This is a genomic window from Streptococcus sp. 9903, from assembly GCF_013276625.1.
Lineage (GTDB): Bacteria > Bacillota > Bacilli > Lactobacillales > Streptococcaceae > Streptococcus.
Window position 1 is genome coordinate 1 of record NZ_VMLI01000010.1, and the last position, 12,553, is coordinate 12,553.

Consider the following 12,553-nt stretch of genomic DNA (forward strand, 5'->3'; position numbering starts at 1 on the left):
AGCTTTGAATGTTTCACCGCGCTCTAAACCTAATTGGATATCATTACGGTCTGAAAGGGTAAGGTGTTTATGTTTTGTCATAGTAGACCTCATTTCTAATTCAAACGTCTCACACTTAATTCCACCATAAAAATCCGTTTTAGACTAATTTCCACTTCGGTTAGGCGAGTGGAAGTTACTTTGAGAAGTTAGCTTTTCGCTCCTACCAAATCCCAATAACTATTTTGGCTTTATTTCCAGAAGATTTTATGGTAAAATGAAGAGTAATAATATTTATTAAAGAGGTAAAAACATGATTGAAGCAAGCAAATTGAAAGCTGGTATGACATTTGAAACTGCAGACGGAAAATTGATCCGCGTTTTGGAAGCTAGCCACCACAAACCAGGTAAAGGGAATACAATCATGCGTATGAAATTGCGTGATGTCCGTACTGGTTCTACATTTGACACAAGCTACCGTCCAGAAGAAAAATTCGAACAAGCTATTATCGAAACTGTTCCAGCTCAATACTTGTACAAAATGGATGAAACTGCCTACTTCATGAACACTGAAACTTACGATCAATACGAAATCCCAGTCGTAAACGTTGAAAATGAATTGCTTTACATCCTTGAAAACTCGGATGTGAAAATCCAATTCTACGGAACTGAAGTAATCGGTGTCACTGTACCAACTACTGTTGAATTGACAGTCGCTGAAACACAACCATCTATCAAAGGTGCTACTGTTACAGGTTCTGGTAAACCAGCAACTCTGGAAACTGGACTTGTTGTCAACGTTCCAGACTTCATCGAAGCTGGACAAAAATTGATCATCAACACTGCAGAAGGAACTTACGTTTCTCGTGCCTAATCTCTAGAAAGAGGTCATTCTATGGGAATTGAAGAACAATTTGGCGAAATCGTTATCGCTCCACGTGTACTTGAAAAAATCATTGCTATCGCAACTGCTAAAGTTGATGGTGTCCACTCATTTTCAAATAAATCCGTATCTGACACCCTATCAAAACTCTCTCTTGGTCGTGGCGTCTACTTAAAAGAAAGCAACGAAGAGCTAACTGCTGACATTTATCTCTACCTTGAGTATGGTGTGAAAGTACCTAAAGTTGCTATGGCTATCCAAAAAGCTGTTAAGGACGCTGTTCGTAATATGGCTGATGTGGAACTTTCTGTTGTCAATATTCACGTTGCGGGAATCGTTCCAGACAAAACACCAAAACCTGAGTTGAAAGATCTGTTTGACGAGGACTTCCTCAATGACTAGTCCACTATTAGAATCCAGACGTGAACTTCGTAAATGCGCTTTTCAAGCTCTTATGAGCCTTGAATTCGGAACAGATATGGAAACAGCTTGTCGCTTTGCCTACACACATGACCGTGAAGATGCAGATGTGCAAATCCCAGCCTTTCTTCTAAACTTGGTTTCTGGTATCCAAGCTCAAAAAGAAGAGTTGGATACACAAATCAACCAGCACCTCAAGTCAGGCTGGACAGTTGAACGCTTAACCTTAGTCGAAAAAAACTTACTACGCTTGGGTATCTTTGAAATCACATCATTTGATACACCTCAGCTGGTAGCAGTCAATGAAGCCATTGAACTTGCCAAGAATTTTTCAGATCAAAAATCAGCCCGTTTTATCAATGGACTGCTTAGTCAATTTGTAACTGAAGAAAATGAATAATCGAAAAGGTGTTTGGTTTTCCTAGCACCTTTTACTTCATCCTTGATACAGAGTAAGAACCACATAAAAACTAGAACTGACTGCCAGTTCTAGTTTTTATGTATTCTAAAGAATTATACTCAATGAAAATCAAAGAGCAAACTAGGAAGCTAGCCGTAGGCAGTACTTGAGTACGGCAGGGCGAAGCTGACGTGGTTTGAATTTGATTTTCGAAGAGTATTAGTATTTTCTAAACCGTTGATAGCGCTCTTCTAACAGCTCTTCTAGCGGTTTTTGTGAAAGTAGGGCTAGCTCAGCTTGGAGTTCTTTTTTAACATTCTTAATCAGTTCTTTACTAGAAAGTCCTGCTTCAGAAATCACTTTATCCACCACGTCCATTTCTAACAACTCGTGTGAAGTGATTTTCATCAGTTCTGCCGCTTCCATGGCACGACTGCCGTCCTTCCATAGAATGGAAGCAAAGCCTTCTGGGCTGAGAATAGCATAGATAGAATTTTCCAGCATCCAGACACGGTCTGCGACTGCTAGAGCCAGAGCCCCACCTGAACCACCTTCACCGATAATGATAGCAATAATCGGAACTTTCAGATCACTCATTTCCATGAGATTGCGAGCAATAGCTTCTCCCTGACCACGTTCTTCCGCTCCCACACCAGGATAGGCTCCTGCTGTATTGATAAAGGTCACTACTGGACGGCCAAACTTTTCAGCCTGTTTCATCAACCGTAGGGCCTTGCGGTAACCTTCTGGATGCGGTTGGCCAAAATTCCGTTTGAGGTTGTCTTGCAAACTCTTGCCTTTTTGGATACCAACCACTGTCACAGCTTGGTCTCCAAGCCAGCCAATACCACCAACAACTGCACCATCGTCACGAAAAGAACGGTCACCGTGTAATTGGATAAATTCATCAAAAATGCCTGTCGCAAAGTCCAAGCTTGTCAAACGACTCTGCTCACGCGCTTCTCTGACTATTTTTGCAATATTCATCTAGGACTCCCTCCGTGCAATTTGACTAGGCTAGCAATCGTATCTGGCAAATCTCTTCTCTTGACAATAGCATCCACAAAGCCATGTTCCAATAGGAATTCTGCCTTTTGGAAATCCTCAGGTAAGCTTTCACGAACCGTATTTTCAATGACACGACGCCCAGCAAAACCAACCAAACTTTGTGGTTCAGCTAAAATGATATCGCCTTCCATAGCGAAAGAAGCTGTTACACCACCTGTCGTTGGATCTGTTAAAATGGTCAGGTAAAAGAGACCAGCATTTGAATGGCGTTTAACTGCTGCAGAAATCTTGGCCATCTGCATGAGACTCATGATTCCTTCCTGCATACGGGCTCCACCAGAGGCTGTGAAGAGAACAACTGGCAATTGTTCGACAGTCGCATACTCAAATAAGCGAGTGATTTTTTCCCCTACAACCGTACCCATAGAAGCCATGATAAAGTTGGAATCCATAATACCAAGAGCCACAGTCTGACCTTTAATAAGAGCTGTTCCTGTCACAACGGCTTCATCCAGACCTGTTTTTTCACGCATGGTTGCCAGTTTCTTTTGATAACCAGGGAAATGCAAGGGATCCTTGCTTTCAATCCCTGTAAACAATTCCTTGAAGGTTCCCATATCAATCGTCAAAGCCAAGCGTTCTTGGGCAGAAATACGAAAGGTGTAGCTACAATGTGGACAGATACGCTCACTTCCCAGATCCTTCTGATAAATGGTATGCTTACAGCCTGGACACTGGGAAAATAATTCATCTGGAACCTCTGGCTTGGCTTGAGGTTTTTCCCTAACCGAACGATTGGGATTGATTCGAATATACTTATCTTTTTTACTAAATAGAGCCATTGATTCCCCTTTTCGGTTTAAACTCTTGAAGTCATTTTATTCTTTTTCTTGATATTTAGGTAAGAAGGTTTCCATCAAGAAGGAAGTATCATAATCCCCAGCAATGACATTGCGATCTGAAATGAGATCAAGCTGGAAATCTGCATTGGTCTGCACTCCTTCAATCTCTAATTCATAGAGGGCACGTTGCATTTTCATCAAGGCATCAAAACGATTTTCGCCGTGTACGATGATTTTGGCGATCATACTATCATAATAAGGCGGAATAGTATAACCTGGATAAACTGCTGAATCCACGCGCAAGCCAACTCCACCACTTGGCAGATAGAGATTGGTAATCTTACCTGGGCTTGGAGCAAAGTTGAAGGCTGGATTTTCTGCATTGATACGACACTCGATGGCATGACCGCGTAGGCCAATATCTTCTTGCTTAACAGACAGAGGTTGACCTGCCGCAATGCGAATCTGTTCCTTAACGATATCCACACCTGAAACAAATTCTGTTACTGGATGTTCTACTTGTACACGAGTATTCATCTCCATGAAGTAGAAATTGCTACTTGCTTCATCAAGCAAAAACTCAATGGTCCCTGCATTCTCATAGCCAACAGACTCTGCCGCTCGAACAGCCGCAGCACCGATTTCATGACGCAGCGTTTTTCCGATTGCAATCGAAGGACTTTCTTCCAAAACCTTTTGGTTATTCCGTTGAAGAGAACAATCCCGTTCACCTAAATGAATCACATTCCCATGCTCATCTCCTAGGATTTGAACCTCGATGTGACGAGCTGGATAGATAACCCGTTCTATGTACATGGCACCATTGCCATAATTGGCCTTGGCCTCACTAGAGGCAGTTTCAAAGGCGGAAACGAGGTCTTCTGGTTTTTCAACCTTACGAATCCCTTTACCACCTCCACCTGCTGAAGCCTTGAGCATAACAGGATAGCCAATTTTTTCAGCAACAATCAAAGCTTCCTCAGAGTTATGCACTTCTCCATCCGACCCTGGAATGACAGGCACACCTGCTTTGATCATCTGAGCACGCGCATTGATCTTATCCCCCATCATATCCATGACATGACCAGATGGACCGATAAACTTAATACCCACCTCTTCACACATGGTTGCAAATTTGGAATTTTCACTGAGAAATCCGAAACCGGGGTGAATGGCTTCTGCTTCTGTCAAGACTGCAGCTGATAGAACCGCATTGATATTGAGATAAGACTCTGTTGCCTTGCCAGGACCGATACAAACTGCTTCATCTGCCAAAAGCGTATGAAGGGCTTCCTTATCAGCAGTTGAATAAACCGCCACCGTCGCAATCCCCAATTCACGCGCCGCACGGATAATACGAACCGCAATTTCACCACGATTGGCAATTAAAATTTTTCGAAACATGGAGAACCTCCTTAGTTCCCTATTGCAAAGGTAAGAGTACCACTGGCCGCAAGCTTGCCATCCACTTCAGCCTTTGCTTCAACCACAGCTATGGTACCACGACGTTTTACAAACGTTGCCGTCATAACCAATTGGTCACCTGGTACAACTTGCTTCTTGAATTTGACCTTATCCATACCAGCATAAAAGACCAGTTTTCCTTTATTTTCAGGTTTTGACAACTCCAAAACACCAGCTGTTTGCGCCAAGGCTTCCATGATCAGAACACCTGGCATAACTGGATATTGAGGAAAATGACCGTTGAAGAAAGGCTCGTTAATGGTCACATTTTTGATGGCAACGATGGTATCCTCGCTCACTTCCAAGACACGGTCTACGAGGAGCATAGGATAACGGTGGGGAAGAGCTTCTTTGATTCCTTGAATATCGATCATTTGATACGTACCAATCCTTTACCAAACTCAACCATTTCTTCATTTGAAACGAGAATTTCTGTTACCACACCATCCTTAGGAGCTGGGATTTCATTCATGACTTTCATGGCTTCGATGATCACCAATGTTTGACCCTTTTTAACACTATCACCAACTGTTACAAAGGCAGGTTTATCTGGACCGGCAGCCAAGTAAGCCACCCCAACAAGTGGGCTCTCTACAAGATTTCCCTCAGCAGCCACACTTGTTTCAGCTGGAGCTGGAAGCTCTTCTGTTACAGTCTCTGCTGGAGTAGATGTAGGAGCTACTAGACTCGGTGTTGCTAGAACGGGTGCTGGAGCGACTTGAGCTGCAACTTCAGGCACAGGTTTCGCTTCATTCTTGCTAAACTGTAACTCATCCGTCCCATTTTTATAAGAAAATTCTCTCAAACTTGATTGGTCAAATTGGGCCATCAAGTCTTTAATATCGTTTAAATTCATAGTTATTTATTCTCCCAACGTTTGAAAGCAAGAACTGCATTGTGGCCACCAAAACCAAAAGTATTTGAAATAGCGTATGGAATTTCTTGCTCCAAGCCTTGTCCATAAACGACATTGGCTTCGATATAATCTGATACTTCACTTGTTCCAGCTGTCATTGGTACAAAGTTATGACGCATAGCCTCGATTGTTACGATAGCTTCTACCGCGCCTGCAGCACCCAGCAAATGTCCTGTGAATGATTTGGTTGATGATACAGGTACTTCCTTACCAAGCATAGCCACGATCGCACCACTTTCTCCTTTTTCATTAGCAGGAGTTGACGTTCCGTGAGCATTGACATAGGCTACTTGTTCTGGAGAAATCTCAGCTTCTTCCAAGGCTAGTTTGATGGCCTTGATAGCTCCCTGACCTTCTGGATGAGGAGAAGTCATGTGGTAGGCATCACAGGTATTTCCGTAACCAACCACTTCAGCAAGGATAGTAGCCCCACGTTTTTCAGCGTGTTCAAGACTTTCAAGAACCAACATCCCAGAACCCTCACCCATGACAAAACCATTGCGATCCTTATCAAATGGGATAGAAGCACGAGTTGGATCCTCTGTAGTAGAGAGAGCTGTCAAGGCTTGGAAACCAGCAATAGCAAAAGGTGTGATAGAGGCTTCTGAACCGCCTACCAACATAACGTCTTGGAAACCAAACTTAATCGAGCGGAAGGCATCCCCAATCGCATCATTTGATGAAGCGCAGGCAGTGTTAATGGATTTACAAACACCGTTTGCTCCAAAACGCATGGCAACATTTCCTGAAGCCATATTTGGCAAGGCTTTTGGAAGGGTCAATGGTTTCACACGTTTTGGTCCTTTTTCGTTGAGACGAAGCACTTGATCTTCAATTTCCTTGATTCCACCAATACCAGAGGCCACAATAACACCAAAACGATCCTTGTCAAGAGTCTCTACATCAAGACCTGCATGATTAACAGCCTCTTGAGCTGCATACAAGGCATATAAAGAATAGTTATCAAAACGGTTGGTATCTTTCTTTACAAAGTATTTATCAAAAGGAAAATCTTGGATTTCTGCCGCATTATGCACATCAAAGTCACTGTGATCAAATTTTGTTATTTGACCAATTCCGATTTTTCCAGTTGTCAAACTGTTCCAAAATTCTTCTGGTGTATTTCCGATTGGAGATGTTACTCCATAACCTGTTACTACTACGCGATTTAGTTTCATCTTTTTCACCTCTAGCTTCTGCTACATACTTAAGCCACCATCAATGGCAACCACTTGACCAGTTAGATAATCTTGGCCTGCTAAAAATACCGTCAAATCTGCAACCTGCTCTGCCTGCCCAAATGCTTTCATAGGAATTTGCGCCAGCATGGCATCTTTGACCTTGTCTGATAGGACAGCTGTCATATCGGACTCAATCATTCCAGGTGCAATAGCATTAACTCTGATATTGCGATTAGCCACTTCACGCGCCACAGACTTGGTAAAACCAATCAAACCAGCCTTAGAAGCAGCATAGTTAGCTTGACCAATATTTCCCATCAAACCAACAACACTAGACATATTAATGATAGCACCTTCTCTGGCTTTTATCATCGGTTTCAAGACTGATTGTGTCATGTTAAAGGCACCAGTCAGATTCACTTTAAGCACTTTTTCAAAATCTACTTCTGTCATCTTGAGCATCAGGGTATCTTGAGTAATTCCTGCATTGTTGACCAAAACATCTACTGAACCCAGATCTGCAATAGCTTGCTCAACCATACGCTTAGCGTCTGCAAAATCTGATACATCTCCTGAAATGGGAACCACCTTGACACCATAGTTTGAAAACTCAGCGAGCAATTCTTCTGAGATAGACCCACGACTGTTTAAAACAATATTGGCTCCTGCTTGAGCAAACTTGTGGGCGATAGCAAGACCAATACCACGACTAGAACCTGTAATAAAGATATTTTTATTTTTTAATTGCATTCTTTTCTCCTGTTTCCTCTTGTCTTTATGGGAGAAGGGATTACTTGTTTTCTAGCAAGGCTTCCAAGCTAGCCTGATCTTCAACATTGGCTAGTTTAGCCGTTTTATCAATTTTTTTCACAAAGCCTGACAAAACTTTTCCCGGGCCAATCTCGATAAAGTTGGTTATGCCTGCTTCTTGCATAACCGCAATACTTTCATAGAAACGAACTGGTTCCTTGACCTGACGCATCAAGAGTTGAGCAATGTCTTCTTTTTTCATGACCTTAGCTTCTGTATTACCAACTAGGGGACAGGTGAAATCTGAGAAACTTACTTGAGCTAGAGTTTCAGCTAGTTTCTGGCTAGCAGGCTCAAGGAGAGCGGTATGAAAAGGTCCTGACACCTTGAGAGGAATCAAGCGTTTGGCACCTGCTTCCTGCAAGAGTTCGACAGCTCGGTCAACTGCAGCCACTTCTCCACCAATCACGATTTGTGCAGGTGTATTATAGTTGGCTGGAGTAACCACTCCAAGTTCAGAAGCTTTTTGACAGGCTTCTTCAATGACCTCTACTGGCGTATTGAGAACTGCGACCATCTTACCAGAGCCAGCAGGAGCTGCTTCTTCCATATAAGCTCCACGCTTAGCTACCAAGGCAACCGCATCTTCAAAATCCAAAGCACCACTGGCCACCAAAGCAGAATATTCTCCAAGGGATAAACCAGCAACCATATCAGGCTGATAGCCCTTTTCTTGCAATAAACGGTAGATAGCAACCGAAGTCGCTAAAATAGCTGGTTGCGTATAGCGGGTCTGATTGAGTTTTTCTTCTTCTGTATCGATGAGATGACGCAAATCATAACCGAGTACCTGACTAGCTTGATCAATCGTTTCTTTGACAATCGGATACTGATCATAGAGATCCCGTCCCATACCTAGATACTGGGCACCTTGGCCAGCAAATAAAAAGGCTGTTTTAGTCATTTCTTACAACTCCTGCCCAACGAGAGGCTTCTTCTTGAATTTTCTTAGCTGCTCCATAGTACAAATCTTTTAGGATTTCTTCAACGGTTTCTTCTTTGGAAACAAGCCCTGCAATCTGACCTGCCATGACAGATCCGCCATCCACATCTCCGTGAACAACTGCTTTGGCTAGGGCACCTGCTCCCATTTGTTCAAAAATTTCCAAATCTGGATTTTCTTGTTTAAAGGCATCTTTTTCAGCTTTTTCAAAATCACGAGTCAACTGGTTTTTAATAGCTCGAACAGCATGTCCAAAGTGTTGAGCTGAAATCGTAGTATCAATATCTCTAGCTTTTAAAATTTTCGCCTTATAATTTGGATGGGCATTAGACTCTTTTGCAACGACAAAACGCGTTCCAACCTGAACAGCCTCTGCACCTAGCATAAAGCCAGCCGCAGCACCTTCACCATCCGCAATCCCTCCTGCAGCAATAACAGGAATAGATACAGCAGCAGCCACTTGACGCACCAAGGTCATGGTTGTTAATTTACCGATATGCCCCCCAGCTTCCATTCCTTCTGCAATAACAGCATCCGCACCGATTTTTTCCATGCGTTTAGCTAGGGCAACGCTTGGTACAACAGGAATAACTGTAATCCCCGCTTCATGGAAACGTTCCATGTATTTACCAGGATTTCCTGCGCCTGTTGTCACTACCTTAACCCCTTCCTCGATAACAAGGTCTACAATATCTTCCACAAAGGGAGACAAGAGCATGATGTTGACACCAAAGGGTTTATCCGTTAACGATTTAATCTTGTCAATATTTGCCTTGACGACTTCTTTCGGGGCATTTCCCCCACCAATAATCCCTAGTCCTCCAGCCTTGGAAACAGCCCCTGCCAAATCACCATCAGCAACCCAAGCCATTCCTCCTTGGAAAATAGGATACTCAATATTCAATAATTCTGTAATACGCGTTTTCATAGTGCCTCCATCGTTTCTTGCTTACGTAATAGTTCGATACCGTCATAATTTGACAATCAAACTATTGCCTAAACAAGAGGGAGCGGGTTTCCCTACTCCTTCTATCTATATTCTGTTTATTTTGTTTGCTCTTCAACGTAGGCAACCAAGTCACCAACTGTTTTCAAGTCATCTTCTGCTTCGATTTGGATATCAAAAGCATCTTCGATTTCTGAGATTACTTGGAACAAGTCCAATGAATCTGCGTCCAAATCATCAAAAGTTGATTCAAGTGTTACTTCTGATGCGTCTTTTCCAAGTTCTTCAACGATAATTTCTTGTACTTTTTCAAATACTGCCATGATAGGACTCCTTTAAAATAAATAGTTTTTTATAACAATGTGTTCACCACATGATTACCTAAATTGTAAGAATGAGCGTGCCCCAGGTCAAGCCTCCACCGAAGCCTGATAACAGAACAGTCTGGCTACCATCTAAAGGGATGAGACCTTGTTCTACACACTCTGAAAGTAAAATCGGGATACTTGCTGCACTGGTATTGCCATATTCCATCATATTGGCTGGAAGTTTGTCTCGGTCGACACCGATTTTTCTAGCCATCTTATCCAAAATACGGTCATTAGCCTGATGAAGTAGCAGATAATCCAAGTCTGTCGCCTCTACAGGAGATTCCACAATGGTCTGCTTGATAGACTTGGCTACATCCCGAACAGCAAAATCAAAGACTGCGCGTCCATCCATCTTCAAAAATGAATCTGCATTTTCTTGATTTGAAAATGGAGAATGCAGGCCTGAATGCCCATAAGTTAGACACTCGCTGCGACTTCCATCGCTATTGAGGCTCTCAGCTAAGAAATGCTCTTGCTCGCTAGCTTCTAGCAAGACACCACCAGCACCATCTCCAAACAATACAGCTGTTGATCGGTCTGACCAATCGACTGCCTTAGAGAGGGTTTCACTACCAATCACCAAGCCTTTTTGAAAGCGACCAGAAGCGATAAACTTTTCAGCAGTTGAAAGAGCAAATACAAATCCACTGCAAGCCGCTGTTAGGTCAAAAGCAAAGGCCTTATTAGCACCAATATTAGCTTGGACACGAGCAGCTGTAGAGGGCATCATCGAATCTGGAGTAATGGTGGCTAGGATGATAAAATCCAGCTCTTCCCCTGTGATTCCAGCTTTTGTCATCAGTTTCTTAGCAACCTCTGTAGCCAAATCACTGGTAGATTCTGTTCTTGAAATATGCCTTTGTCGTATTCCCGTCCGACTTGAAATCCACTCATCATTGGTATCCATAATCTGAGCCAAGTCGTGATTTGTAACCACTTGCTCTGGCACATAATGAGCAACCTGGCTTATTTTTGCAAAAGCCATTATTTCAAATCCTCCAAAAATTGATAAAGATTGGTCAAACCTTTGCTCATAACATCAATTTCTTCCTTACTCATACCATCAATGATTTTTTCAACCATGGCCTTGTGGAAGCGTTTATGGAGCCTATGAACCAAGCGACCCTTCTTTGTCAAATGTAGATGCACCACACGACGATCCTGCTCTGAGCGAATGCGTTCAATGTAACCCTTGCGTTCGAGATTATTCAAACTAGTCGTAACTGTCCCAAGAGTCACCATCAACTCTTTTGACACTTGACTTGGTGTCACGTCTGGGAATTTCCCAATCACATCAATCGTATGCATTTCTTTGATGGAGATATCCTTGAAACGACTACCTCTCAAGCTCACTTCCTCAATGACAAGGACATTGTTAAATATAGATGTTAAATATTCATTAATTCGTTGGTAGTCCATTTTTCATATCCCTCCTTCTCAAAAAAACTTTTACAATCAAAACATTTGACAAGAGAATTATATCAAAGTTCAAAGAATGATGCAAGTATTTTTTTATTTTCCTGTAAATTTAGGCCGTCTTCTCTCCGAATGAGCCCGAACTCCCTCTTTGAAATCCTCTGTTTGAGCTAAGGATTCCTGTAGATTCAGTTCTAAAGTAGCGTAATCCTGCCAGTCTTTAAATTGGCTCTCCCAAACCAACTTCTTAATGGCAGCATAGGAATTACTTGAACCACGTCTTAATTTTTTAAGAAGCTGTTCTCTCGTCTTTTCAAGTTTATCAGCTTCGGAAACACGGTAAACTAGCCCCCACTCCAGAGCTTTTTCTGCGGTCAAAGCCTCTCCTGTCATAGCTAATTGAGCAGCACGCGTCACACCGATACTGCGGCTCAAGAGATGAATCCCACCTGCATCTGGAGCCAAGCCAACGCCAACAAAGGCTTGGATAAACTTAGCCTTATCCGTTGCAAGACAGAAATCTGCCGCAACAGCTATATTCGCTGCGGCACCTGCAACAGCACCGTCAACTTCCATTAAAACAGGTTTGGCTATTTGTTTGATTTTATAGGAAATCGTATTGACCAATTCTGCGATTTTTGTCAATGATGGAATATCATCCTCATCCACTGCTCGCTTCATCTCTACCAAATCTCCCCCAACTGAGAAGACTTTGCCATTGGCATTGATTAAGATAAAATGCACAGCTGGATTCTCTTCTACCAGAGTCAGCGCTTCTAAAATCTCCTCACACATAGGAATATGAAGGCCATTTGCAACCTCAGGACGGTTTAAAGTAATAATTGCCAAATCCTCTTCAAGCTGATAAATAATGTGTTCCATCAGGACTCCTTTTTAGTTTATAAGCAGTTTATACTCTTCGAAAATCTCTTCAAACCACATCAGCTTCGCCTTGCCGTAGGTATGGTTACTGA

Annotated in this window: 17 protein-coding genes; 3 read left to right on the forward strand and 14 right to left on the reverse strand. The window is 42.6% G+C overall.

Going from position 1 to position 12,553, the window contains the following annotated elements; translation table 11 throughout:
- A partial coding sequence (locus tag HT696_RS04710; protein WP_173283299.1) for a helix-turn-helix domain-containing protein occupies positions 1-81 on the reverse strand: 81 nt, incomplete at its 3' end.
- Positions 82-292: 211 nt separating this feature from the next.
- Between HT696_RS04710 and efp the strand changes: the two genes are divergently transcribed.
- The 3 genes from efp to nusB are packed head-to-tail and all read left to right on the forward strand — an operon-like array spanning position 293 to position 1,682.
- Positions 293-853 carry an elongation factor P gene (gene efp / locus HT696_RS04715; protein ID WP_173282757.1) on the forward strand — a complete coding sequence of 187 codons (561 nt, stop codon included), beginning with the start codon at positions 293-295 and terminating at the stop codon, positions 851-853.
- A 21-nt stretch (positions 854-874) separates the two neighbouring features.
- Complete coding sequence (locus HT696_RS04720) at positions 875-1,264, forward strand: Asp23/Gls24 family envelope stress response protein (protein WP_050242198.1); 390 nt, start codon at positions 875-877, stop codon at positions 1,262-1,264.
- Positions 1,257-1,682 (forward strand): transcription antitermination factor NusB, encoded by a 426-nt coding sequence (gene nusB / locus HT696_RS04725; protein ID WP_164226605.1) that lies wholly within the window; start codon positions 1,257-1,259, stop codon positions 1,680-1,682. The genes HT696_RS04720 and nusB overlap by 8 nt, the downstream gene beginning before the upstream one ends.
- A gap of 219 nt (positions 1,683-1,901) precedes the next feature.
- Here nusB and HT696_RS04730 read toward each other — a convergent pair whose 3' ends face one another.
- The 13 genes from HT696_RS04730 to HT696_RS04790 form a co-directional block, all read right to left on the reverse strand.
- On the reverse strand, positions 1,902-2,669 hold the full coding sequence (locus HT696_RS04730) for an acetyl-CoA carboxylase carboxyl transferase subunit alpha (protein ID WP_173282756.1): 768 nt from the start codon (positions 2,667-2,669) through the stop codon (positions 1,902-1,904).
- Positions 2,666-3,532, reverse strand: coding sequence for an acetyl-CoA carboxylase, carboxyltransferase subunit beta (accD, locus tag HT696_RS04735; RefSeq protein WP_173282755.1), 867 nt, complete (start codon positions 3,530-3,532; stop codon positions 2,666-2,668). Before accD ends, HT696_RS04730 begins: the two co-directional genes overlap by 4 nt.
- 36 nt (positions 3,533-3,568) lie before the next feature.
- The gene (gene accC / locus HT696_RS04740) at positions 3,569-4,936 is read right to left on the reverse strand and encodes an acetyl-CoA carboxylase biotin carboxylase subunit (protein ID WP_173282754.1); all 1,368 of its coding nucleotides are present in this window, start codon (positions 4,934-4,936) and stop codon (positions 3,569-3,571) included.
- A gap of 11 nt (positions 4,937-4,947) precedes the next feature.
- Positions 4,948-5,370 carry a 3-hydroxyacyl-ACP dehydratase FabZ gene (fabZ, locus tag HT696_RS04745; RefSeq protein ID WP_000565515.1) on the reverse strand — a complete coding sequence of 141 codons (423 nt, stop codon included), beginning with the start codon at positions 5,368-5,370 and terminating at the stop codon, positions 4,948-4,950.
- Positions 5,367-5,852 carry an acetyl-CoA carboxylase biotin carboxyl carrier protein gene (accB, locus tag HT696_RS04750; RefSeq protein WP_173253071.1) on the reverse strand — a complete coding sequence of 162 codons (486 nt, stop codon included), beginning with the start codon at positions 5,850-5,852 and terminating at the stop codon, positions 5,367-5,369. Before accB ends, fabZ begins: the two co-directional genes overlap by 4 nt.
- Before the next feature lie 2 nt (positions 5,853-5,854).
- The gene (gene fabF / locus HT696_RS04755; RefSeq protein ID WP_173253070.1) at positions 5,855-7,090 is read right to left on the reverse strand and encodes a beta-ketoacyl-ACP synthase II; all 1,236 of its coding nucleotides are present in this window, start codon (positions 7,088-7,090) and stop codon (positions 5,855-5,857) included.
- Between the two features lie 21 nt (positions 7,091-7,111).
- Positions 7,112-7,843 (reverse strand): 3-oxoacyl-[acyl-carrier-protein] reductase, encoded by a 732-nt coding sequence (fabG, locus tag HT696_RS04760; RefSeq protein ID WP_173217945.1) that lies wholly within the window; start codon positions 7,841-7,843, stop codon positions 7,112-7,114.
- 40 nt (positions 7,844-7,883) lie between these two features.
- The gene (gene fabD, locus HT696_RS04765; RefSeq protein ID WP_173282753.1) at positions 7,884-8,807 is read right to left on the reverse strand and encodes an ACP S-malonyltransferase; all 924 of its coding nucleotides are present in this window, start codon (positions 8,805-8,807) and stop codon (positions 7,884-7,886) included.
- Positions 8,800-9,774: an enoyl-[acyl-carrier-protein] reductase FabK gene (gene fabK / locus HT696_RS04770; RefSeq protein ID WP_112444397.1), complete on the reverse strand. Its 975-nt coding sequence runs from the start codon at positions 9,772-9,774 to the stop codon at positions 8,800-8,802. Before fabK ends, fabD begins: the two co-directional genes overlap by 8 nt.
- A 116-nt stretch (positions 9,775-9,890) precedes the next feature.
- Positions 9,891-10,115 carry an acyl carrier protein gene (locus HT696_RS04775; protein ID WP_000257838.1) on the reverse strand — a complete coding sequence of 75 codons (225 nt, stop codon included), beginning with the start codon at positions 10,113-10,115 and terminating at the stop codon, positions 9,891-9,893.
- Positions 10,116-10,173: 58 nt separating this feature from the next.
- The gene (locus tag HT696_RS04780) at positions 10,174-11,148 is read right to left on the reverse strand and encodes a beta-ketoacyl-ACP synthase III (protein ID WP_173217949.1); all 975 of its coding nucleotides are present in this window, start codon (positions 11,146-11,148) and stop codon (positions 10,174-10,176) included.
- Positions 11,148-11,582 (reverse strand): MarR family transcriptional regulator, encoded by a 435-nt coding sequence (locus HT696_RS04785; protein ID WP_000386353.1) that lies wholly within the window; start codon positions 11,580-11,582, stop codon positions 11,148-11,150. The genes HT696_RS04780 and HT696_RS04785 overlap by 1 nt, the downstream gene beginning before the upstream one ends.
- A gap of 93 nt (positions 11,583-11,675) precedes the next feature.
- Positions 11,676-12,461, reverse strand: a complete 786-nt coding sequence (locus HT696_RS04790; protein ID WP_173217951.1) for an enoyl-CoA hydratase — start codon at positions 12,459-12,461, stop codon at positions 11,676-11,678.
- Between the last annotated feature and the right edge of the window lie 92 nt (positions 12,462-12,553).

Coding starts and splice junctions, on each gene's coding strand:
- efp (WP_173282757.1), top strand. CDS start 293: ATGATTGAAGCAAGCAAATTGAAAGCTGGTATGACATTTGAAACTGCA.
- HT696_RS04720 (WP_050242198.1), top strand. CDS start 875: ATGGGAATTGAAGAACAATTTGGCGAAATCGTTATCGCTCCACGTGTA.
- nusB (WP_164226605.1), top strand. CDS start 1,257: ATGACTAGTCCACTATTAGAATCCAGACGTGAACTTCGTAAATGCGCT.
- HT696_RS04730 (WP_173282756.1), bottom strand. CDS start 2,669: ATGAATATTGCAAAAATAGTCAGAGAAGCGCGTGAGCAGAGTCGTTTG.
- accD (WP_173282755.1), bottom strand. CDS start 3,532: ATGGCTCTATTTAGTAAAAAAGATAAGTATATTCGAATCAATCCCAAT.
- accC (WP_173282754.1), bottom strand. CDS start 4,936: ATGTTTCGAAAAATTTTAATTGCCAATCGTGGTGAAATTGCGGTTCGT.
- fabZ (WP_000565515.1), bottom strand. CDS start 5,370: ATGATCGATATTCAAGGAATCAAAGAAGCTCTTCCCCACCGTTATCCT.
- accB (WP_173253071.1), bottom strand. CDS start 5,852: ATGAATTTAAACGATATTAAAGACTTGATGGCCCAATTTGACCAATCA.
- fabF (WP_173253070.1), bottom strand. CDS start 7,090: ATGAAACTAAATCGCGTAGTAGTAACAGGTTATGGAGTAACATCTCCA.
- fabG (WP_173217945.1), bottom strand. CDS start 7,843: ATGCAATTAAAAAATAAAAATATCTTTATTACAGGTTCTAGTCGTGGT.
- fabD (WP_173282753.1), bottom strand. CDS start 8,807: ATGACTAAAACAGCCTTTTTATTTGCTGGCCAAGGTGCCCAGTATCTA.
- fabK (WP_112444397.1), bottom strand. CDS start 9,774: ATGAAAACGCGTATTACAGAATTATTGAATATTGAGTATCCTATTTTC.
- HT696_RS04775 (WP_000257838.1), bottom strand. CDS start 10,115: ATGGCAGTATTTGAAAAAGTACAAGAAATTATCGTTGAAGAACTTGGA.
- HT696_RS04780 (WP_173217949.1), bottom strand. CDS start 11,148: ATGGCTTTTGCAAAAATAAGCCAGGTTGCTCATTATGTGCCAGAGCAA.
- HT696_RS04785 (WP_000386353.1), bottom strand. CDS start 11,582: ATGGACTACCAACGAATTAATGAATATTTAACATCTATATTTAACAAT.
- HT696_RS04790 (WP_173217951.1), bottom strand. CDS start 12,461: ATGGAACACATTATTTATCAGCTTGAAGAGGATTTGGCAATTATTACT.